Here is a 19,250-nt window from a genome sequence, read left to right on the forward strand (position 1 = left end):
GCGTGATCGATATCAACGAGTCCGTGATGCGGGTCCTTCTCGCGTTCCTCGTCGTCGGCCCACTCCTCGGTGCCGTCGCCGCCCTTCTGCCGGCCCCGCCCGGACTGAAGGGGAAGTCACCCGACCAGGCCGTGCTCCGGCACGGCGTCACCGTCACCGGCGCGATCCTCATCGCCGCGGTCGTCCTCGTGCTCGGCTTCGACCACGACCATCCGTCGAAGATGCAGGCCAGCACGGACATCAGCTGGATCCCCGCACTCGACGTACGCATCCACCTCGGCATCGACGGCATCTCCCTCCCCCTGCTGGTCCTGACCGCGCTGCTGACCTTCCTCTGCGCGCTCTACTCGTACTTCAAGCAGCGACACGAGCGGCTGACGCCGCGGGCTCCGGGCCCGAGCCCGAAGGCGTTCGTCGCGCTGCTGCTCGTCCTCGAGTCCGGCACCCTCGCGACCTTCGCCGTCCTCGATCTGGTCCTGTTCTTCCTCGCCTTCGAGATGGTCCTCATCCCGATGTACTTCCTCATCGCCCGCTGGGGCGGCGAGGGACGGGCCGGGGCCGCCTGGAAGTTCATCCTCTTCACGCTCCTCGGCTCCGTCGTCATGCTGCTCGGCCTGCTCCTGATCGGAATCACGGCGGGCACATTCGACATGGTGGCACTCGCCACTGACAACGGCCGGTCGCTGACCACATCCGTGCAGGTCACCGCCGTACTGGCGATCGGGATCGGGCTCGCGGTCAAGACCCCGATGTGGCCGCTGCACAGCTGGCTGCCCGACGCCCACACCGCCGCGCCGACCGTCGGCTCGGTCCTGCTCGCCGGCGTCCTGCTGAAGATGGGTACGTACGGGTTCGTTCGGATTCTGCTCCCGGTCGCGCCAGACGGCTTCCGCACCTTCGCGCCCTACCTCGCCGCCTTCGCCGTCGTCGGGATCATCTACGGCTCCCTGGCCTGCCTGGCCCTCGCCAGGAGAGGCGCGAAGGGCGACCTCAAACGCCTCATCGCCTACTCCTCCGTCGGCCACATGGGCTTCGTCCTGCTGGGCATCGCGACCATGACCCCGACCGGCGTCAACGGGGCCCTGTTCGCCAACATCGCCCACGGCCTGATCACCGGCCTGCTCTTCTTCGTGGTCGGCGCGCTCAAGGACCGCACCGGGACCACCGACCTGGACACCCTCGCCGAGGAGTCGGGCCACGCCCTGTACGGCAAGGCACCCCGTCTCGGCGGACTGCTCGCCTTCGCCGCCGTCGCCTCGCTGGGCCTGCCGGGCCTGGCCGGATTCTGGGGCGAGATGCTCGCCCTGTTCGGCGCCTTCGACCCGCACCACGACCTCAGCCGCCCCGCGTTCCTCACCTTCATGGCGGTCGCCGCCTTCGGCACCCTGCTGACGGCCGCGTACATGCTGATCGTGGTCCGCCGCGTCTGCATGGGCGCCGTACCCCAGGACGCCCCGCAGCCGCAGCCGGCCGACGTGCGCGCGTACGAGTTCGCCGCCTGGACCCCGCTCGTCGTCCTCACCGTCGTCGCCGGGCTGTGGCCCAGAACCCTGCTCGGGCTGACCGACCCGGCCGTGCAGCAGCTCCTCTCAGGAGGCACCCGATGAGCTCCCCGGCCCAGCCCCTCGCCGAGGTGGCCCTGGCGCAGCAGCCGCTGGCCCAGAACCTCGTCCAGTCCGTCGACTGGCTCGCCATCGCGCCGCCCACCGTCACGGCCGTCGTGGGCCTCGTCGTCCTCGTCACCGACCTGTTCGTCAAGGACGCCCGCAAGCCCCTGCTCGGCTGGATCTCGGTCGCCGGACTCGCCGCCTCCGCCCTGCTGCTGCTGCCCCTGGTGAACGACGACCGCTCGACGTTCTGCCAGAGCGGCGAGCCCGGCGTCTGCAGCTACACCGCGGACACCTTCACCCTCGCCATCCAGTTCCTCGTCCTCGGCGGCGCACTCCTGACCGCCCTCCTGTCGGTCACCGCCGTGAAGGACGCCGACCGGGGGCTGCCCGAGGGCGAGTTCTGGTTCCTGCTGCTCTCCTCCGCCGCCGGAGCCGCCCTCCTGCCCGCCTCCCGCGACCTCGCAACCCTGATCGTCGCCCTGGAGGTCGCCTCCCTGCCCGCCTTCGCCCTCGTCGGCCTCCGGCAGGGCGACCGCCGGTCCTCCGAAGCGGCCCTGAAGTTCTTCCTGTCCTCGGTCACCGCGACCGCGGTCAGCCTCATGGGCATCAGCTTCGTGTACGCCACCACCGGCACCCTCTACCTCACCCAGGTGGCCGAGCGCATCCAGCACGTCGACGGGCAGTTCACCACGCTCGCCCAGGCCGGCGTCGTCCTCACCCTCGTCGGCTTCGCCTTCAAGACGGCCGCCGCCCCCTTCCACTTCTGGGTGCCCGACACCTACGTGGGCGCGCCCCTGCCGATCGCCGCCTACCTGTCCGTGATCGGCAAGGCGGTCGGCTTCTCCGGCCTCATCCTGGTCACCGTCGTTGCCCTGCCCTCCTACGCCGACGTCTGGGGTCCCGCCCTCGCGGCACTGGCCGCGCTCACCATGACCGTCGGCAACGTCGGTGCCCTCCGGCAGCAGGCCACGCGCGCGTACAGCGCGGTACGGCTGCTCGCCTGGTCGTCCGTCGGCCAGGCGGGCTACCTCCTGGTACCGATCGCCTCCGCCGCCTACTCCGACGACCCCGAGCGCTCGGTCGGCTCCAGCGTCGCCTACGCGCTCATGTACGCCGCGGTGAACCTCGGTGCCTTCGCGGTGGCCGCGCTCGTGGGCCGCACCAGGTCCCTGAACCGGGTGTCGGACTACCGCGGCCTGTACTCCTCCAACCCGCTCACGGCCCTCCTCCTGGCCTTCTTCCTGCTCTGCCTCGCCGGACTGCCGCCCGGCATCATCGGCCTCTTCGCCAAGGTCACGGTGTTCTCCGCGGCCGTCGACGCCGGACTCGGCTGGCTGGCCGTCGTCATGGCCGTCAACGTCGTGATCGCGCTCTTCTACTACCTCCAATGGACGGCACTGCTGTTCCGGGCGCCCGAGGCGGCGACCGCCGGTCACCGGGCCCCCGCCCCCCTCACGGCCGCGATCACCGTGACCGCGGTCCTCGCCGTCGCCCTCTCCGGAGCACCGCAGCTGATCCTGCGCTTCGCCGACACCGGGCTCTTCTGAACGCAGCCCCCAGGGCACGCGCGCGTGCGGCACGGGGTCTCCACGCGCGTGTGCCGCCCGCCACGGCGGTCACCCGTACGGACCACACGCGTCGCGGCGGGCGCCGGGGAACTGGTGGCCCTCGCCTGGCGTTGACCAGTACGGAAGGGTCCACTGGACGTGTCACCCACGGCACCGGTGGCATCGGAGACCAGGAAGCAACCACAGCGAGCGAGACCAGCAAGCAAAGGGTTCCCCTGCTGCACGATTTGGAGGGCGTACCGTGCACCGCCGGCACAACGGGCTCAGGACCGCAGTACTCCTCGGGGGACTGTCCGCGCTCATCATCGTCATCGGCAGCTTCTTCGGCCGAGCGGGGCTCGTCGTTGCCGTCCTCGTCGCCCTGGGCACCAACGCGTACGCGTACTGGAACAGCGACAAGCTCGCACTCCGCGCGATGCGTGCCCGTCCGGTCAGCGAGTTCGAGGCCCCGGCGCTGTACCGCATGGTCCGAGAGCTCTCCACCCAGGCACGCCAGCCGATGCCCCGCCTGTACATCTCACCGACGGAGGCACCGAACGCCTTCGCGACCGGCCGCAACCCGCGCAACGCGGCCGTGTGCTGCACCGAGGGCATCATGCGCCTGCTGGACGAACGCGAGCTGCGGGGCGTCATCGGGCACGAACTCAGCCACGTCTACAACCGCGACATCCTGATCTCCTCCGTGGCCGGCGCCCTCGCCTCCGTGATCATGTTCCTGGTCAACTTCGCCTGGCTGATCCCCATCGGCCGGTCCAACGACGACGACGGGCCCGGTCTGCTGGGCATGCTCCTCATCATGCTGCTCGGACCGCTCGCCGCCACCGTCATCCAACTGGCCATCAGCCGCTCCCGGGAGTACGAGGCCGACGCCTCCGGCGCCCAGCTGACCGGCGACCCGCTCGCCCTGGCCGGTGCCCTGCGCAAACTGGAAGTCGGCACCAAGCAGCTCCCGCTCCCCCCGGAGCCCCGGCTCGAGACCGCCAGCCACATGATGATCGCCAACCCCTTCCGTCCGGGGCAGGGGCTTTCGAAGATGTTCTCCACCCACCCGCCGATGGCGGAGCGAATCGCCCGACTCGAAAAGATGGCAGGTCGTCAGCCGTGAAGACCATCCTCAACGTCATTTGGCTCGTGCTCAGCGGCTTCTGGCTGTTCCTCGGCTACTTGCTCGCGGGCGCGCTGCTCTGCATCACGATCATCGGAATCCCCTTCGGCATCGCGGCCTTCCGCATCGGTGTCTACGCCCTGTGGCCCTTCGGGTACACGGCGGTCGAGCGCCGAGACGCCGGGGCGCCCTCGTGTATCGGAAACGTGCTGTGGCTCGTCCTCGCGGGCTGGTGGCTGGCCCTCGGCCACATCGTGACCGGCATCGCGTTGTGCGTCACCGTCATCGGTATCCCGCTCGGCATCGCCAACTTCAAGCTGATCCCCGTCTCACTGCTCCCGCTGGGACGCGAGATCGTGCGCACGGACCAGCCCTTCACGGCGGCGGCGACGACACAGCGGACCGGCTGGTAAGCGCCTTTTCCACCTCGCCCGTCCACATCTTCCGAGTTGTCCACAGGCCCGCCCCGATGTCGGCGGCGGCCTGCATCATGAATTCATGACCGAGAACGAGCAGTTGCTGGAACGGGTGGCCGCCAAGGCGCGAAGCACTCGCCCGTGGGGCTGGGGCTCCCTGCCCGCCCCCGTGGACGGGGCGACGTCGGCCCGCGCCGAGGCAGCCCTGGGCTTTCCCCTCCCCGCGCTGCTCGCCGACCTGTACCTGCGCATAGGTGACGGCGGATTCGGCCCGGAGTACGGTCTGTTGCCCCTGCTCGACAGCCCGCCCTCGGGCGAGCCCGCCGCAGTCGCCCAGTACCTCGCCAACCGCGAGAGCGGTGCGAAGGACCCCGACTGGCCCTGGCCCGAGGGTGTCCTGCCGATATCCCACTGGGGCTGTGCGATGTACGCCTGCGTCGACTGCCGCTCCCCACAGGCCACGGTGCTTCTCTTCGAACCCAACGCCGGCGACGCCGACCACGCCTGGTACGTCGATGCCCCGAGCCTCACCGACTGGTTGTGCGCCTGGGTCGACGGCGCGGGCTGGTACGAGGAGGCCAACGAGGGGCCGGAACCGGCGGCCCCGTGGGCGGGCTTCCCCATACGGACGGGGAGACGGCCCGGTACGACGGACACGGCGCCCGTAGGGGAGACCTCCGGCTGACCCCGGCCGAGCCACGCGGGCAACGGCAGAGCGTCTCTCGACGGCACCGTGGCCGAGGGCGCGGGTCGTTGCCCGGAGACACCCGCCTACCGCGGCATCTGCTGCCCCCGCACCCCGTACGCCACCACACCCACCGCCAGCACACCCACACCCACGACGACCGAGACCACCGGCAGCGAGAACGCGAGTACCACGCACCCGGCCAGTCCCAGCGCCGGTACGACCCGGGACGTCCTCGAAGGGTCGAGCGTCCAGGCCGACGCGTTGGCCACGGCGTAGTACGCCAGCACACCGAAGGAGGAGAAGCCGATCGCACCGCGTACGTCCACCGTCGCCGCCAGGACCGCGACCACCACTCCCACGGCCAGCTCCGCCCGGTGCGGCACCTGAAACCGCGGATGCACCGCGGCCAGCGCCCTGGGCAGGTGGCGGTCTCTGGCCATGGCCAGCGTCGTCCGTGAAACGCCCAGGATCAACGCCAGCAGGGAGCCCAGCGCGGCGACAGCGGCGCCCACCCGCACGACCGGTGCCAGCCCCGGCAGGCCGGCCGCCCGTACCGCGTCGGCCAGGGGAGCCGTCGCCTGTCCCAGACCGCCCGAGCCCAGCACGGAAAGGACAGCCACCGCGACACACCCGTACACGACCAGGGTGAGGCCGAGCGCCAGTGGGATCGCGCGAGCGATGGTGCGCCGCGGGTCCCGCACCTCCTCACCGAGGGTCGCGATGCGCGCGTACCCCGCGAACGCGAAGAACAGCAGGCCGGCGGCCTGAAGGACCCCGTCGGTGCCGCCTGACAAGCCGATGTCCAGCCGTCCGGCATCGGACCGCCCCGACCCCAGACACACCACCACCACGGAAGCGAGGACAGCAAGCACCACGCCCACGATCACGCGCGTCAGCCAGGCGGACTTCTGGATCCCGCCGTAGTTCACCGCGGTCAGCGCCACCACGGCCGCGACCGCCACCACGTGCGCCTGCTCCGGCCAGACGTACGCGCCCACGGTGAGCGCCATGGCAGCACAGGAGGCCGTCTTCCCGACGATGAACGACCAGCCCGCGAGAACGCCCCAGAACTCCCCGAGCCGCTCACGTCCGTAAACGTAGGTGCCGCCCGAGGCCGGATACCTGACGGCCAGCCGGGCGGACGACATGGCGTTGCAGTAGGCGACGACGGCTGCCACGGCGAGGGCGAGGAGCAGCCCCGAACCGGCGGCGCGTGCCGCCGGCGCCAGGGCGGCGAAGATCCCGGCGCCGATCATGGAACCGAGCCCGACGACGACGGCGTCGCCGAGACCGAGGCTGCGACGCAGACCCGAACCCGCAGGTGTCATGGGTGGCACCCTACTGATCGGCGCAACCACCCGGCGCGGTCGGAACGTCCTCTCCACCAAGAGGACATGAACACCGCGGAGGAACGAGCCCACGGCACTGGCACAGTGCGGGCACAGCAAGAAAGGGCAGGGTCACGGCATGACCGTCATCAGCTGGATCATTCTCGGACTGTTGGCCGGAGCCATCGCCAAGTTCCTGCTGCCGGGCCGCGACCCCGGAGGATTCATCGGCACCACCTTCATCGGCATCGCCGGCGCGTTCATCGGCGGCTGGATATCGGCCCGCTGGCTGGACCACCCGATCAGCAAGGACTTCTACGACGGTGCGACCTGGGCCGCGGCGATCGGCGGTTCGCTGGTGCTCCTGATCGCCTATCGGCTCCTGTTCGGCAACTCGCGCGACTGAACCCGCGCGGACCGGACGAGGCGAGAGGCGGCGGGACGCGGGACGCGAAAGGGTGCGCACCACCGGGTGCCCACCCTTTCCCGTCAGTTCCCGTCCACGGGGACCTGTCTGTCGGCGGCCCCGCGTCGTCGGTTCAGCGCCTCACCGGTAGTTCACGAACTGCAGCGCGAAGTCGAAGTCCTGGCCCTTCAGCAGGGCGATCACGGTCTGCAGGTCGTCCCGGCTCTTCGAGGAGACCCGCAGCTCCTCGCCCTGCACCTGGGCCTTCACGCCCTTGGGACCCTCGTCGCGGATGAGCTTGGCCACCTTCTTCGCGTTGTCCTGGGAGATGCCCTCCTCGATCGACGCGAAGATCTTGTACTCCTTGCCGGAGAGCTGGGGCTCGCCCGCATCCAGAGCCTTGAGCGAGATGCCGCGCTTGATCAGCTTGGACTGGAAGACGTCGAGGATGGCGCTCACCCGGTCCTCGGAGTTGGCCTCCATGAGGATCTTCTCCCCGGACCACGAGATCGAGGCGCCCACGCCCTTGAAGTCGTAGCGCTGGGAGATCTCCTTGGCGGCCTGGTTGAGGGCGTTGTCGACCTCCTGCCGCTCGACCTTCGAGACGATGTCGAAACTGGAGTCGGCCATGTCCTGTGGCTCCTTGTATCTGGGTGCGTGTCGGGTCCGTACCGGCATACATCGACGGCCGCCGGCCCCGGCAGGGTCCTCGGCCGCATCCGCACAAGCCTAGTCATCCGCCGCGTCCCGAGCGGCGATCAATCGGGTGGCGAAGCACCCCTCCACATCAGGTATTGTTTACGTCGTTGCCACGGAGCACCGCCCCAAAGCGGTTCGACGGGCAGCGACCCCCGGCGGTGTGCCCGAGCGGCCAAAGGGAGCAGACTGTAAATCTGCCGGCTCAGCCTTCCCAGGTTCGAATCCTGGCGCCGCCACACGACCGAAAGGGTCTGTGACCAGCAGCAATGCTGATCGCAGGCCCTTTCGTCGTTGACGGGCCCGACCTGATCGTTATGGGTGCTTTTTCCCAGTGTGTCTCACCCTGATTCGGGTGCTGACCAGTCCGTGTGGGGCAAGCGTGGGGCAGCTTCCGCTCCTCCTAGCTGCCGTTCTTCAACGCCCGCTCGATCCGGGCATTGGCTGTAGCGGCGCCGCCGTCCAGGCACTTCGCGTAGACCCGGAACAACACGGCCACGCTGTGGCCGGCGCGCGCGGCTACCTCCTGCGGTTCCACCCCGGAACTGAGCCACGTAGACACGGTGGCGTGGCGAAGATCATATGGACGCTTGGCCAGCAGTGAGGCGCGCTGAGCGGGCGTGAGCGCGCGGGTACGGGCCTCCGCCCACACTTCGCCGTATCCGGTGTCCTGGACGAGTCCGCCACGCCGCGTCCGAAACAGCCGCCCGTCGGCGGCGACGCCGTACGCCGTGACGTGCCACCGGAGCAGGTTCACGAGATCGGGCAGGGGGAGAGCTTGCCGGGGGTCCGGTACGGAGGCGGGGTCCAGGTCCTCCGCTACCTGCTCCGGGGACTTCCACTGCACCTGTGGCAGGGGGTGGTCCGTCAGGCGTCCGGCGTCAACGGCGTAGCCGAGGGCGTTGTGAAAGGTGGTCCGCTTCCGGCGGATGGTCGACGCCGGGGGTGCCGTCGGTGCCGCGCCGCCGTGGTGCCGTCCAGTTTCTTGGTCAAGGCGTCCAGGGCGGCGCGTACCTGCATACGGTCGGCCAGCGCGGACGTGGGCACGGACTTCCGCTCGAACCACGCCAGCACGGCGGCCACCTCGTCAGGCGGGTCCTGGTCACGACGACTCACGTTGAATGCCCAGCTATAGAGGGCCGTCCGCACGGTCTGGGCATCAGCCATTCCCTTCGCGTCCCTCACGAGAGCGGGCGGCGCGGAACCGGGCCAGCCGCTCCTCCCACTCCTCCGCCGCCTCCAGGTTCCCTGCGGCTTCCGCCGCCCGGATCATCCGCTCATACCGGGAGCCGGTGCGGCCGTCCCACGCGCGGCGGGCCACGATCCGGCCGCCGTTGAAGGTGTAGAGGCCGTGCCGGGCCGCCGCGCGGACTGTGACCCGGGTCGTCTCGTGGGTGACGGCCGTCTTCACGACGCGGCCGGAGCGGACCCACAGCGGCACCGGGCGGGCCGGGGGCGCGTCGGGCACGACCGTGAGCAGGGTGGGGGCGGTGTCGGGGGTCGGGGGGTCGGTGGCCTTGTGGAGGTGAACGACGTTCTCAGACATGCTGGAACTGCTCCTGACTGCCCCTTCGAAGGGCGGGAGTAAGGGAGAGCGCCGGGGTGGTCGTGTCCGTGGAAAGTCCCGGTCACCCCGGCGCGGGAAACGGGCTGGTCAGAACCAGCCGGACGACTTCTTGGCGGCCTTGTTGCGGGCGGCCTCGGTGATGAGGCGCTGACGTTCGCCGTGCAGGGCGGTCAGTTCCGCGTTCAGCCGGATCTCGGCGCTGTTGCCGGTGGCGTCCATGCGCTGTTCGTCGCGGCCCGCGCTGCGGCCCCGGGCTACCTTGTAGCCGCCGGCGGCCGGCGAGCGGGCCATGGCCCGGCGCTCACTGCCGTTCAGCGGCCACTACTCACCTCGGCGGACCGCCTCCAGCTTCTTCGTCGTCGCCAGGATCTCGCGGTCCAGACGACGGATGTCAGCGTTACGCATGGTCAGACGCTCCTCGGAGAGTCGGCGTGAGAAAGCGGTTACGGTGTGTGGCATGGGTGGGGAATCCGTGATTCGTACCAAGCTCCGTACGAAGCAGTGCATGCAGTGCAACCGACCGCTGGAAACGCCCCGTTGGCGGCGCCCGAAGCGGTTCTGCCGCCGACGGCACCAGGTGCGGTACTGGCTTGCGTCCCTGGGTGAAATTCTCTTCAGCGGCTAGGCGGCCCCGCCAACCGCGTCAGGGAACGCACACAAGGCACACATGCCGAGTGCCGGCGGAATGACGTGGCCCGCATCCGTCCGGCCCATGACGCCGGGCCGGACCGGCTTGGCCAGGCCGACGCGGTAGAGGTAGGCGACCAGCGGTCCCCGGCGGCGACGCGGCCGTTCGACCGTCGCAGCCACGCCCTGACCACCAGGCGCAAGCCCCGTGCGCGGAGCTGTCGGCGGGTGGCGTACCCGTCCGGGGCCAGAGGCCACCGGAACACCGGCAGCGCCCCTATCACGCGGCCTCAGCCGTGGCGGCGCGTTCGGCGAGAAGGGTGTCCCGCAGCGTCCGGGCGTTCGCCGGCGACGTGCGGACCGCGCGGCGGATGCCCTCACCGGTCACCTTCGCGTCCGGCCAATCGGCCGTCGCTGCCCGCGCTTCGGCAGACATGCCGGACGACTGCCTGCCTTGAGTCGTGCGCGAAGCGTCTCGTAGACCTTTGGAGGTCGCTAGCGCAGACTGTAAATCTGCCGGCTCAGCCTTCCCAGGTTCGAATCCTGGCGCCGCCACACGGGAACGAAGGGCCCCGTGACCTGCCCGAACAGCAGGTCACGGGGCCCTTCGTCATGCCCGGGTGCGGGAGTGCGGCCCGTGGGGCGGCTCTGGGGACGCGCGCGGCGGGCAGACTGGTGTCATGGTCTCGTCCTCCCGCCGCAGAACCTGCCCCGAGTGCCGTCGCGAGATCGCCGTGGTCGCGGGGCGGTACGCGCGCCATGACCCGTCCGGCGCACGGGGGAGTGGTGAGCTGGTGTCCTGCCCCGGTTCGCGCCGGTCGGCGCAACTCGGAGCGGCGCAGCCGTCCTTGGACGGGTACGTCGTCCCCGACTTCCCCGGACAGCTGCCCCTCTTCTGACTCCGCCCCCTCGGTCTGCGGGCCCGTGGCGCCGTGCCCGCGAGCGCCGCGTCGTCCCTCAGTTCCCGGCCACCGACTTCACCGCCACCGACACGGGCGCCGAGCCGCTGATCAGCTCCAGGGTCAGGCCGTTGGTGGCGGGGGTGTCGACCAGTTCCGCGAGGACGGCGGCGACGTCGTCGCGCGGTACGGGACCGCGGCCGGTGTGCGCCTCCAGTCGTACGAGGCCCGTGCCCGCGTCGTCCGTCAGGGCGCCGGGGCGCAGAATCGTCCAGTCCAGGGCGTCCAGGGAGCTGACGTACGCGTCGGCGTCGCCCTTGGCGCGCAGGTAGACGTCGAAGATCTCGTCCCCCTGGTGCCGGGGGTCCGCACCCATGGACGACACGATCAGGAAGCGCCGTACGCCCGCCCGGACCGCCGCGTCCGCGAAGAGGACGGCCGCCGCCTTGTCCACCGTGTCCTTGCGGGCCACCCCGCTGCCGGGACCCGCCCCCGCCGCGAAGACCGCCGCGTCCGCGCCCCGCAGCCGCTCCGCCACCTCTTCGACCGAGGCCGACTCCAGGTCCAGCACGACCGGTTCGGCGCCCGCCGCACGCAGATCGTCGGCCTGCTCGGCCTTGCGGACGATGCCCGCCACCTCGTCACCGCGCGCGGCGAGCAACCGCTCCAGCCGCAGCGCGATCTGACCATGACCACCAGCGATGACAATGCGCATGTCTTCGACCGTACGCCCCGACGACCGCCCGCGCCCCTGCCCCACGCCTTCGTCGCCGGCCGCGGAGGCCCAGTGCCGCGGAAGCCCAGTGCCGCGCAGGCCCACCGCCCGGCGCCGCGTGGGTTCTAGGCCTGCCGCCCCGGTTCGCCCCCTCCCGGTATCTGGTCCGGTCCTCAGGCGCTCAGGCCAGGTCGTCACGCCCGCCCGGCCCGCCGTGACCGTCACGTCGTCCGCGCCCGCTGCGTCCCTGCCGAGGCAACCCCAGGTCGGACGGGGCGCAGGAGTCGCCGTACTCCCGTACCGCGCTGGTCCGCGCCACCACGCGCCCCCGGTGCACCACGATCCGGCTGTACGCCAGCGACAGCGCGCCCGCCAGCCGGTCCCCGCGTACGGCGAGGAGTTCGGCCGGGAAGCCCGCCTCCACCCGTACCTCGGGCAGCCCGAGAGCCGCCCGTGCCGCCGCGCTCACCGCGTCGTACGCCTCCTCGGGGCGCAGCCCGTGGCGCGAGGCCAGCAGGTAGGCGGCCTCCAGGGGGTCGCCCCGCCCGACAGGGTTGGACACGTCCCGCAGCGCGCCGCTCCCGGCGGTGACCCGTACCCCGGCCGCCCGCAGCAGCCGTACGGGAGCCGTGCCGTCGGGACGGTCCGACGGCCCGCAGGCGCCCTGGGGCAGGCAGACCACCGCCACTCCGGCCGCCGCGAGCTGGTCCGCGGCCCGGGAGACCGCCTCGGCCGGAAGCCGGCCCAGGCCGTCGCAGGGCCCGATGGCCACCCCGGGGCGCAGCCCGCCCGCCATGGCCGCCAGACGGGCCAGCCGCGCGGGGTCGGCGGCGTCCGTGTGCAGGTCGACCGGGCAGCCGTGCTCGGCGGCGACCTCCAGGACGGCCTCCACGTACCCCGTCGGGTCGGGGTCCAGGTCCGGGCAGCCGCCCACCACGTCCGCGCCCATCTTGACCGCGTCCCGCAGTATCGCCAGGCCGTCGGCACCGGCCACCCCGGTGAGCACCCTCGGCATCGCCACCGCGGTCAGTTCGGCGAGCCCGCGCAGCGAGCGCCGGGTCCGCAGTACGGCGGTCAGGGCACCCAGGCCCGCGACGTCGCCCACCCGCACATGTGCCCGGAGCGCGGTGGCGCCGTGTCCCAGCTGGAGCAGGGCCGCCTCCGTGGCCCGGCGCCGGACGTCGTCGGGGTCGTAGGAGACGGGGCCCGGGACGTCGGCCGTGAGCGCCGTGTCGGCGTGGACGTGCGGATCGGCGGGGGCGGGGAGGAGGAGGTAGCCGCCCAGGTCCAGATGACCGCCCGGGTCCAGGTGATGACGGCCCGCGCCCGCCCGGCCGCCCGCGCCCGCCCGGCCGCCGGGGCCGGATGCGTGCCGTGGGGTCAGGCTGCCGGCCGTGCCGACCGCCTCGATGCGCCCGCCGTGGAGCCGTACGTCCACGGTCCGGCCGTCGGCGAGCCGGGCCCCGGTGAGCAGGAGCGAGCCCCGGTCGGCGGCGTCCGAGGGGGAGGGCGAGTGGGGCGGCTGCGGCTGGCTGTCGGACATCGCGCTCCTCTGGGCTCGGGGCTGCGCAGTGGGGGACGCAAGATCACGCAGAGTGAGTCGAGCCTAGGACGGTGATCAGCCCGTGGCGCGGAGGAGCGCAATAGTCGTACCGGTGCCGTCCCCTGTGGTCGGGCCGTCCCGCGGCCTCCGGGACGGGTCGGGGCAGGGTCGACGAAACGGATTTGGGCGAACGGCGGGCGACCGTGTAATGTCTTCATCGCTCGCCCCAATAGCTCAGTCGGCAGAGCGTCTCCATGGTAAGGAGAAGGTCAACGGTTCGATTCCGTTTTGGGGCTCTGGTGTGAAAGGTTCCCGTCGCGAGGCGGGGCCCGATCGCATCACAGCGGTGTAGCTCAGTCGGTAGAGCAAGCGGCTCATAATCGCTGTGTCACCGGTTCAAGTCCGGTCACCGCTACTCTCAGTAGCCGATTGCGGGGTCGGTCCTTCAGTCGGCTACTCTTTTCTGCGTTAATAACATCAATCCGTTCGTCAAGGAGTGCACTCACGTGGCTGCCACCGACGTCCGCCCGAAGATCACGCTGGCCTGCGTGGAGTGCAAGGAGCGGAACTACATCACCAAGAAGAACCGGCGTAACAACCCGGACCGACTGGAGATGAAGAAGCACTGCCCGCGTTGCAACGCGCACACCGCGCACCGCGAGACGCGATAAATCAGGCTCGTACACGAGGCCGTCCCCGATGTCTGGGGGCGGCCTCGTGTCGTTGTCACCGCCCATCGTTGGCACCGCTACGAAGAGCAGCAGCAGGAGGTTGCGAGCCCATGGCGCTCGACCAGTCGTTCGTGGGGCGGACCTATCCGCCCACCGCGCCCTATGAGGTGGGCCGGGAGAAGATCCGTGAGTTCGCGGAGGCCGTGGGGGACGCCAACCCGGCGTACACCGACGCGGAGGCCGCGAAGTCGCTCGGTCATCCGGATGTGATCGCTCCGCCGACCTTCGTGTTCTCGATCACGTTCAAGGCGGCCGGCCAGGTCATCGAGGACCCGCAGCTCGGGCTGGACTACAGCCGGGTGGTGCACGGCGACCAGAAGTTCGCCTACGTCCGCCCCGTGCGGGCCGGTGACCGGCTCACCGTCACCTCGACCATCGAGGCGATCAAGTCGATGGCCGGCAACGACATCCTGGACATCCGCGGCGAGGTCCACGACGAGGCCGGCGAGCACGTCGTGACCGCCTGGACCAAGCTCGTCGCCCGCGCGGCCGAGGAGGCGTGAGCATCCCCATGACGCAGCCCCACACGCAGCCCCACACGCAGTCCCACACGCAGACCCAGACCCAGACGCAGTCCGCGACGGCGAAGGTCGCGTACGCCGACGTCGAGGTCGGCACCGAACTGCCCGCGCGGAGCTTCCCCGTGGACCGCGCCACGCTCGTGCGGTACGCGGGCGCCTCCGGCGACTTCAACCCGATCCACTGGAACGAGAAGTTCGCCAAGGAGGTGGGCCTGCCGGACGTCATCGCACACGGCATGTTCACCATGGCCGAGGCGATCCGCGTGGTCACCGACTGGACCGGCGACCCCGGCTCGGTCGTCGAGTACGGCGTCCGCTTCACCCGGCCCGTCGTCGTCCCGAACGACGACCGGGGTGCCGTGATCGAGGTCGGCGGCAAGGTCGCGGCCAAGCTCGACGACAACACCGTCCGCGTCGACCTCACGGCCACCAGCGGCGGCCAGAAGGTCCTCGGCATGGCCCGGGCGGTCGTACGACTGGGCTGACGGGTTCCGTCCGGTCCCGCCTCGTGCCGGTCCCCGCACGCGGTGGGGCCGGCCCCGGCGGGCGGATCCGCGTCAGTCGTCGGCGCCGGTGCGTACCGCTGTGGTCGCCAGCGTCGTGTAGTGCATCGTGAAGCGACCGCCCAGGGCGTCGATGGCGTGGCCGACCGCGCCCAGTATCGCGCCCAGCTGATCGGGACGCAGCCGGGTGAGACCGCCGGTGGTGGGGAGCAGCTCCAGCCACTCCTCGCGCGTATAGGACCGCTGCCAGTCGAATCGCCACTGCTCCGGGTCCTCGAACCGCCCGGTCCCGCGGATCCGGTCGGCGATCTTCGCGTACCCCGCCTGATACGTCTCCACCGGACGACGCGCCGGCTGTCCGCTGAACGGCGAGTCGGGCGCCGCCCGGCGGTAGGCGGCCGCGAACGGCTCGGCCACCTCGGCCGGCGGCTCGAAGACGTGCCCGAAGACGGCCAGGCGCCCGTGCGGGCGCAGCACCCGGGCCGCCTTCTCGGCGCCGGCGACCGGGTCCACCCAGTGCCACGACTGGCCGGCGATCACCGCGTCGAAGGTTCGGCCGGCGGGCTCCCAGGCCTCGAAGGTCGCCACCTCCACCCGGAGGCCGCGGGCCCGCGCGAACTCGGCCATCCTCGCGTCCGGCTCGACACCGAGCACGGTGCAACCGGCGGCCGTGAACTGACGGGCCGCTATGCCCGTGCCGCAGCCGACGTCGAGGACGTCGGGGGCGGCGAGGCCCGGGCTCCCGGCGACGATCCGCGCCACCAGGTCGTCGGGGTAGCGCGGCCGGGCCCGGTCGTAGCGTCGCGCATCCGTGCCGAAGGACTGGGCCGTGTGCCGGGCCTGGTGGAGTGGCTGTGGCTGTGGCTGTGGGGCCGCATCCGACTGCTGTGCCATGGGCTCCGGCTCCGGCTGCGGGGCCGGGTCCGACTGCTGCGGCATGGGCTCGGACGGCTCGGATGGTTCGGACGACTCGGACGGCGGTAAAGTGGGCATGCGTTCACTTTAATGGGCAAGCGCCCACCTGCCAATGGGCGGCGGGTGGGCAAGCGATGAGAGTGCCAGGAGTGCCTGGCGTGAGGGAGGTTCCGCGAGTGCCGACCGGAGTGCATCTTCGCGACGCGCGGCAGCAGCTCTTCGACGCCGCCGAACGCGTACTCCTGCGAGACGGCCCGAACGGGCTGACCAGCCGGGCCGTCACGGACGAGGCGGGCTGCGCCAAGGGCGTCCTGCACCGGCACTTCGCCGACTTCGACGCGTTCCTCGCCGAGCTGGTGCTCGACCGGGCGGCGCAGCTCGAGGCCCAGGCGCTGGCGCTGCGCGAGGTCGTGGGGACCGGCGACGTGGCCGCCAACCTCACCGATGCGCTGACCACTCTGTTCGGGCCGGTTCCGGTGGCGATCATTCCGCTCATCACCTTCCGGGACGAGCTGCGCGTACGGCTGCGGCGGGCCATGCCAGGAGGCGGCATCGCGATCCTCTCCCAGGTCACGGCCGCCGTCTCCGCCTACCTGGCCGACGAGCGCGCGAGGGGGCGCATCTCGGCTGACGCCGACATCGACTCGCTCACCCTCTCCCTGGTCGGAGGAGGGCACCTCCTGTTCGCGGACCGCGATCCCGGCCCGCCGGCCGCGGCGACCGTCGGCAGGCTGGTCGACACGGTGCTCGCCGACGTGGTGCAACGGCGCCCGCGCTGACGCGCCGCCGCTTCCCGCGCTGCCCCGAGCGCACGCCTCTTGACGAAGTTAGTGATTGAGTACTAACTTTCTCTCATGGTCAGGATGAGCGCAGAGGAGCGGCGCGAAAGCGTCATCCGCGCGGCGATGGCCGAATTCGCGCGAGGTGGTTACTACGGCACCTCCACCGAGGCGATCGCCAAGCGTGTCGGTGTCTCGCAGCCGTACCTCTTCCGGCTCTTCCCGGGCAAGAAGGCGATCTTCCTCGCGGCGGCGGACCGCTGCGTGGACGAGACCGTCCGCATGTTCGAGAAGGCCTCCGAAGGGCTGCACGGCGAGGATGCGCTGCACGCGATGGGGCGGGCGTACCAGGTGGCCATCGGTGAACACCCCGAGCGGCTGATGATGCAGATGCAGATGTATCTGGCCGTGGCGGCCGCCGAGCAGGAGGGCGACCGCGAGTTCGGTGAGTCGGTGCGCACCGGGTGGATGCGGCTGTGGGACACCGTGCATCTGCCGCTGGGGGGCGACGTCGGCGAGACGACGGGGTTCCTGGCCTACGGCATGCTCATCAACTGCCTGTCGGCCATGGGCTTTCCGTCCGAGCACCGGGTGTGGGAAGGGATCTACCCGTCCGGGCGGCCGGCGGGCGGACCGCAGGAGTAGGAGATCGGGGCACCCGTGTGCCCTGCGTTCGTGTGACCGCAAAAGTTAGTGATCAATAACTACTTGAAGGCTCGTCGAACATCACTCTGGGGGAGAGATGTCACAGCAGAACGCACGTCGCGGGGGCGCCGCCTGGGCCCTCGTCATCACCAGCGTCGCCGGCTTCATGGCGGCCCTGGACAACCTCGTCGTCACCACCGCCCTGCCCTCCATCCGCGAAGACCTGGGCGGCGCGCTGCACGACCTGGAATGGACCGTGAGTGCCTACACGCTCACCTTCGCCGTCCTGCTGATGTTCGGCGCGGCCCTCGGTGACCGCTTCGGCCGCCGCAGGCTCTTCCTCGTCGGCCTCACCGTCTTCACCGGGGCGTCCGCCGCCGCGGCCATGGCACCCGGCATCGACTCGCTCATCGCCGCCCGCGCGGTGCAGGGCGTCGGCGCGGCGATCATGATGCCGCTGACGTTGACCCTGCTCACGGCCGCGGTCCCCGCCGAACGCCGGGGGATGGCGTACGGCATCTGGGGTGCGGTCAACGGACTCGCCGTGGCCTCCGGACCGCTGGTCGGCGGCAGCCTCACCGAGCACATCTCGTGGCAGTTCATCTTCTGGCTGAACGTCCCGCTGGGTCTGGCCCTGCTGCCCCTGGCCCGGCTCCGCCTCGCCGAGTCGCACGGCACCGGCGCCCCGCTCGACATACCCGGCACCCTGCTCGCCAGCGGCGGACTCTTCGGCATCGTCTACGGCCTGGTCCGCGGGCCCGTCGACGGCTGGTCCGGCACCGTCGTGCTGACCGCCCTGTTCGCCGGGGCCGCGCTCCTCGTCGGCTTCGTCCTCTACAGCACCCGGGCCAAGAACCCGATGCTCCCCATGCGGTTGTTCCGCTCCCGCGCCTTCTCCGGCATCAACGCGGCGAGCCTGCTGATGTTCCTCGGCATGTTCGGCTCGATCTTCCTGCTCAGCCAGTACATGCAGGGGGTGCTCGGCTACTCGCCGACCGAGGCGGGCCTGCGCATGCTGCCCTGGACCGGCATGCCGATGCTGGTCGCGCCGATCGCCGGCATCCTCTCGGACCGGATCGGAGGCCGCCCCGTCGTCGCGGCAGGTCTCTTCCTCCAGGCGGCCGGCCTCGGCTACCTGGCCTCCGTGATCACGGCCGACGCCTCCTACGCCATCCAGCTGCCCGGTCTGATCGTCAGCGGGATCGGCATGGCCCTCTACTTCGCCCCCGCCTCCGCGCTGGTGATGTCCAGCGTCGCCGCCAAGGAGCAGGGCATCGCCTCCGGCGCCAACAACGCGCTGCGCGAGGTGGGCGGCGCGCTCGGTATCGCCATCATGTCGTCGATCTTCGCGGCGCAGGGCGGCTACGAGTCCGCGCAGTCCTTCGTCGACGGGCTGCGGCCCGCGGCCGCGGTGGGCGCCGCGATGGTGGCCCTCGGCGGTGTCGCGGTCCTGTTCATCCCGGCGCGCCGCCGCACCGGGGGACAGGGCCCCACGGCCGCGCCGACGACGGAGACGGCCCCCGAACCGGCCCTCGCCACGACGGGACCGACTCCCCGGCACTGACCGCACGGCACCCGACACGAGAGGAGCACGACATGCCCACCCTTCCCTGGACCGTGCCGAACCCGCCTCCCCGGGCCACCGAGGTCCACGTCTTCGCCTCCCGCTTCGAGACCCGCACCCTGTGGGGAGCGCTCAAGTTCCTCGTGCGGACGCCGGGCGTGTGGCGGCAGGTCAAGAGCGCCCCCGGAGCGTACGGCGCCTCCCTGAAGGCGGAACCCTTCAAGCGGACCTTCTGGACGCTCTCCGCCTGGGAGTCGCCCGAGGCCCTCAAGACCTTCGCCCGCTCCGGCACCCACGCGCCGGCCTCCGAGGGGCTGTCGGCGCAGATGCGGGGCTCGAAGTTCGCCTCCTGGCCGGCCTCGAGCGACGAGCTGCCGGTGAGCTGGGCGGAGGTGCGCAGGCGCCTGACGTGAGGACGCGCCCG

At 71.2% G+C, this 19,250-nt stretch carries 19 protein-coding genes, 3 tRNA genes and 5 pseudogenes; 17 read left to right on the forward strand and 10 right to left on the reverse strand.

The features are described from left to right. Positions 1-2: 2 nt before the first annotated feature. From Sco07f_RS15160 to Sco07f_RS15180, 5 genes are all read left to right on the forward strand, one after another. Complete coding sequence (locus Sco07f_RS15160; protein WP_108988157.1) at positions 3-1,607, forward strand: NADH-quinone oxidoreductase subunit M; 1,605 nt, start codon at positions 3-5, stop codon at positions 1,605-1,607. Next, positions 1,604-3,157 carry an NADH-quinone oxidoreductase subunit N gene (locus tag Sco07f_RS15165; protein ID WP_108988158.1) on the forward strand — a complete coding sequence of 518 codons (1,554 nt, stop codon included), beginning with the start codon at positions 1,604-1,606 and terminating at the stop codon, positions 3,155-3,157. Before Sco07f_RS15160 ends, Sco07f_RS15165 begins: the two co-directional genes overlap by 4 nt. A gap of 262 nt (positions 3,158-3,419) precedes the next feature. Then, a complete protein-coding gene (gene htpX, locus Sco07f_RS15170) occupies positions 3,420-4,283 on the forward strand; it encodes a zinc metalloprotease HtpX (RefSeq protein WP_087789875.1) in 864 nt (287 codons plus the stop codon). Further along, positions 4,280-4,696 (forward strand): YccF domain-containing protein, encoded by a 417-nt coding sequence (locus Sco07f_RS15175; protein WP_007443891.1) that lies wholly within the window; start codon positions 4,280-4,282, stop codon positions 4,694-4,696. Before htpX ends, Sco07f_RS15175 begins: the two co-directional genes overlap by 4 nt. A gap of 85 nt (positions 4,697-4,781) precedes the next feature. Beyond that, positions 4,782-5,384, forward strand: a complete 603-nt coding sequence (locus Sco07f_RS15180) for an SMI1/KNR4 family protein (RefSeq protein WP_108988159.1) — start codon at positions 4,782-4,784, stop codon at positions 5,382-5,384. Between the two features lie 86 nt (positions 5,385-5,470). On the opposite strand, the gene Sco07f_RS15185 is transcribed toward Sco07f_RS15180, so the two are convergent. After that, positions 5,471-6,715 (reverse strand): APC family permease, encoded by a 1,245-nt coding sequence (locus Sco07f_RS15185; RefSeq protein ID WP_007443876.1) that lies wholly within the window; start codon positions 6,713-6,715, stop codon positions 5,471-5,473. 139 nt (positions 6,716-6,854) lie between these two features. Between Sco07f_RS15185 and Sco07f_RS15190 the strand changes: the two genes are divergently transcribed. After that, positions 6,855-7,121, forward strand: coding sequence for a GlsB/YeaQ/YmgE family stress response membrane protein (locus tag Sco07f_RS15190; RefSeq protein ID WP_007443893.1), 267 nt, complete (start codon positions 6,855-6,857; stop codon positions 7,119-7,121). 141 nt (positions 7,122-7,262) lie between these two features. Here the strand turns inward: Sco07f_RS15190 and Sco07f_RS15195 are convergent, their stop codons facing one another. Next, on the reverse strand, positions 7,263-7,751 hold the full coding sequence (locus Sco07f_RS15195; RefSeq protein WP_007443878.1) for a YajQ family cyclic di-GMP-binding protein: 489 nt from the start codon (positions 7,749-7,751) through the stop codon (positions 7,263-7,265). 223 nt (positions 7,752-7,974) lie between these two features. Here Sco07f_RS15195 and Sco07f_RS15200 point away from each other — a divergent pair. After that, positions 7,975-8,056: transfer RNA gene (locus Sco07f_RS15200), tRNA-Tyr, on the forward strand. 164 nt (positions 8,057-8,220) lie between these two features. Here Sco07f_RS15200 and Sco07f_RS15205 read toward each other — a convergent pair. The 5 pseudogenes from Sco07f_RS15205 to Sco07f_RS15225 all read right to left on the reverse strand — a co-directional run. Continuing rightward, positions 8,221-9,011: pseudogene (locus tag Sco07f_RS15205) on the reverse strand (site-specific integrase); the annotation flags it as partial. Continuing rightward, positions 9,007-9,363: pseudogene (locus Sco07f_RS15210) on the reverse strand (ATP-binding protein); the annotation flags it as partial. The pseudogenes Sco07f_RS15205 and Sco07f_RS15210, both read right to left, overlap by 5 nt. A 108-nt stretch (positions 9,364-9,471) precedes the next feature. Then, a pseudogene (locus Sco07f_RS15215) lies at positions 9,472-9,789 on the reverse strand (hypothetical protein). A 216-nt stretch (positions 9,790-10,005) separates the two neighbouring features. Beyond that, positions 10,006-10,292: pseudogene (locus Sco07f_RS40590) on the reverse strand (RRQRL motif-containing zinc-binding protein). Beyond that, a pseudogene (locus Sco07f_RS15225) lies at positions 10,292-10,444 on the reverse strand (conjugal transfer protein); the annotation flags it as partial. The pseudogenes Sco07f_RS15225 and Sco07f_RS40590, both read right to left, overlap by 1 nt. 247 nt (positions 10,445-10,691) lie before the next feature. On the opposite strand from Sco07f_RS15225, the gene Sco07f_RS15230 reads away from it, so the two are divergent. After that, the gene (locus tag Sco07f_RS15230) at positions 10,692-10,910 is read left to right on the forward strand and encodes a hypothetical protein (RefSeq protein ID WP_078581584.1); all 219 of its coding nucleotides are present in this window, start codon (positions 10,692-10,694) and stop codon (positions 10,908-10,910) included. 58 nt (positions 10,911-10,968) lie between these two features. Here Sco07f_RS15230 and Sco07f_RS15235 read toward each other — a convergent pair whose 3' ends face one another. Together Sco07f_RS15235 and Sco07f_RS15240 are read right to left on the reverse strand one after the other, a co-directional pair. After that, entirely contained in the window at positions 10,969-11,625 is a 657-nt protein-coding gene (locus Sco07f_RS15235; RefSeq protein ID WP_007443880.1) for an SDR family oxidoreductase, read from the reverse strand. Positions 11,626-11,806: 181 nt separating this feature from the next. Next, entirely contained in the window at positions 11,807-13,168 is a 1,362-nt protein-coding gene (locus tag Sco07f_RS15240) for an amidohydrolase family protein (RefSeq protein WP_108988160.1), read from the reverse strand. A gap of 223 nt (positions 13,169-13,391) precedes the next feature. Between Sco07f_RS15240 and Sco07f_RS15245 the strand changes: the two genes are divergently transcribed. From Sco07f_RS15245 to Sco07f_RS15265, 5 genes are all read left to right on the forward strand, one after another. After that, positions 13,392-13,464: transfer RNA gene (locus Sco07f_RS15245), tRNA-Thr, on the forward strand. A 46-nt stretch (positions 13,465-13,510) separates the two neighbouring features. Further along, positions 13,511-13,583: transfer RNA gene (locus Sco07f_RS15250), tRNA-Met, on the forward strand. Between the two features lie 91 nt (positions 13,584-13,674). Next, positions 13,675-13,839, forward strand: a complete 165-nt coding sequence (gene rpmG, locus Sco07f_RS15255; protein WP_003948671.1) for a 50S ribosomal protein L33 — start codon at positions 13,675-13,677, stop codon at positions 13,837-13,839. 110 nt (positions 13,840-13,949) lie between these two features. Beyond that, entirely contained in the window at positions 13,950-14,402 is a 453-nt protein-coding gene (locus Sco07f_RS15260; RefSeq protein ID WP_108988161.1) for a MaoC family dehydratase N-terminal domain-containing protein, read from the forward strand. 8 nt (positions 14,403-14,410) lie between these two features. Beyond that, positions 14,411-14,905 carry a MaoC family dehydratase gene (locus Sco07f_RS15265; RefSeq protein ID WP_244942058.1) on the forward strand — a complete coding sequence of 165 codons (495 nt, stop codon included), beginning with the start codon at positions 14,411-14,413 and terminating at the stop codon, positions 14,903-14,905. A gap of 72 nt (positions 14,906-14,977) precedes the next feature. Here Sco07f_RS15265 and Sco07f_RS15270 read toward each other — a convergent pair whose 3' ends face one another. Then, positions 14,978-15,817, reverse strand: a complete 840-nt coding sequence (locus Sco07f_RS15270; protein WP_042824914.1) for a class I SAM-dependent methyltransferase — start codon at positions 15,815-15,817, stop codon at positions 14,978-14,980. 197 nt (positions 15,818-16,014) lie between these two features. Between Sco07f_RS15270 and Sco07f_RS15275 the strand changes: the two genes are divergently transcribed. The 4 genes from Sco07f_RS15275 (at position 16,015) to Sco07f_RS15290 (ending at position 19,239) form a co-directional block, all read left to right on the forward strand. Beyond that, on the forward strand, positions 16,015-16,617 hold the full coding sequence (locus tag Sco07f_RS15275) for a TetR/AcrR family transcriptional regulator (protein WP_007443909.1): 603 nt from the start codon (positions 16,015-16,017) through the stop codon (positions 16,615-16,617). 75 nt (positions 16,618-16,692) lie between these two features. Further along, complete coding sequence (locus Sco07f_RS15280) at positions 16,693-17,262, forward strand: TetR/AcrR family transcriptional regulator (RefSeq protein WP_007443910.1); 570 nt, start codon at positions 16,693-16,695, stop codon at positions 17,260-17,262. A 97-nt stretch (positions 17,263-17,359) separates the two neighbouring features. Then, complete coding sequence (locus tag Sco07f_RS15285; protein ID WP_054099467.1) at positions 17,360-18,826, forward strand: MFS transporter; 1,467 nt, start codon at positions 17,360-17,362, stop codon at positions 18,824-18,826. A gap of 32 nt (positions 18,827-18,858) precedes the next feature. Then, complete coding sequence (locus Sco07f_RS15290) at positions 18,859-19,239, forward strand: DUF3291 domain-containing protein (protein ID WP_108988162.1); 381 nt, start codon at positions 18,859-18,861, stop codon at positions 19,237-19,239. Positions 19,240-19,250 lie beyond the last annotated feature (11 nt).

The sequence above is a fragment of the Streptomyces coelicoflavus genome, assembly GCF_003112555.1.
GTDB lineage: Bacteria > Actinomycetota > Actinomycetes > Streptomycetales > Streptomycetaceae > Streptomyces > Streptomyces coelicoflavus.

Excerpts from the sequence above, each read along its gene's own strand:
- Sco07f_RS15165 (WP_108988158.1), top strand. The coding sequence starts at position 1,604 with ATGAGCTCCCCGGCCCAGCCCCTCGCCGAGGTGGCCCTGGCGCAGCAG.
- Sco07f_RS15180 (WP_108988159.1), top strand. The coding sequence starts at position 4,782 with ATGACCGAGAACGAGCAGTTGCTGGAACGGGTGGCCGCCAAGGCGCGA.
- Sco07f_RS15185 (WP_007443876.1), bottom strand. The coding sequence starts at position 6,715 with ATGACACCTGCGGGTTCGGGTCTGCGTCGCAGCCTCGGTCTCGGCGAC.
- Sco07f_RS15190 (WP_007443893.1), top strand. The coding sequence starts at position 6,855 with ATGACCGTCATCAGCTGGATCATTCTCGGACTGTTGGCCGGAGCCATC.
- Sco07f_RS15195 (WP_007443878.1), bottom strand. The coding sequence starts at position 7,751 with ATGGCCGACTCCAGTTTCGACATCGTCTCGAAGGTCGAGCGGCAGGAG.
- Sco07f_RS15230 (WP_078581584.1), top strand. The coding sequence starts at position 10,692 with ATGGTCTCGTCCTCCCGCCGCAGAACCTGCCCCGAGTGCCGTCGCGAG.
- Sco07f_RS15235 (WP_007443880.1), bottom strand. The coding sequence starts at position 11,625 with ATGCGCATTGTCATCGCTGGTGGTCATGGTCAGATCGCGCTGCGGCTG.
- Sco07f_RS15240 (WP_108988160.1), bottom strand. The coding sequence starts at position 13,168 with ATGTCCGACAGCCAGCCGCAGCCGCCCCACTCGCCCTCCCCCTCGGAC.
- Sco07f_RS15260 (WP_108988161.1), top strand. The coding sequence starts at position 13,950 with ATGGCGCTCGACCAGTCGTTCGTGGGGCGGACCTATCCGCCCACCGCG.
- Sco07f_RS15265 (WP_244942058.1), top strand. The coding sequence starts at position 14,411 with ATGACGCAGCCCCACACGCAGCCCCACACGCAGTCCCACACGCAGACC.
- Sco07f_RS15270 (WP_042824914.1), bottom strand. The coding sequence starts at position 15,817 with ATGGCACAGCAGTCGGATGCGGCCCCACAGCCACAGCCACAGCCACTC.
- Sco07f_RS15280 (WP_007443910.1), top strand. The coding sequence starts at position 16,693 with ATGGTCAGGATGAGCGCAGAGGAGCGGCGCGAAAGCGTCATCCGCGCG.
- Sco07f_RS15285 (WP_054099467.1), top strand. The coding sequence starts at position 17,360 with ATGTCACAGCAGAACGCACGTCGCGGGGGCGCCGCCTGGGCCCTCGTC.
- Sco07f_RS15290 (WP_108988162.1), top strand. The coding sequence starts at position 18,859 with ATGCCCACCCTTCCCTGGACCGTGCCGAACCCGCCTCCCCGGGCCACC.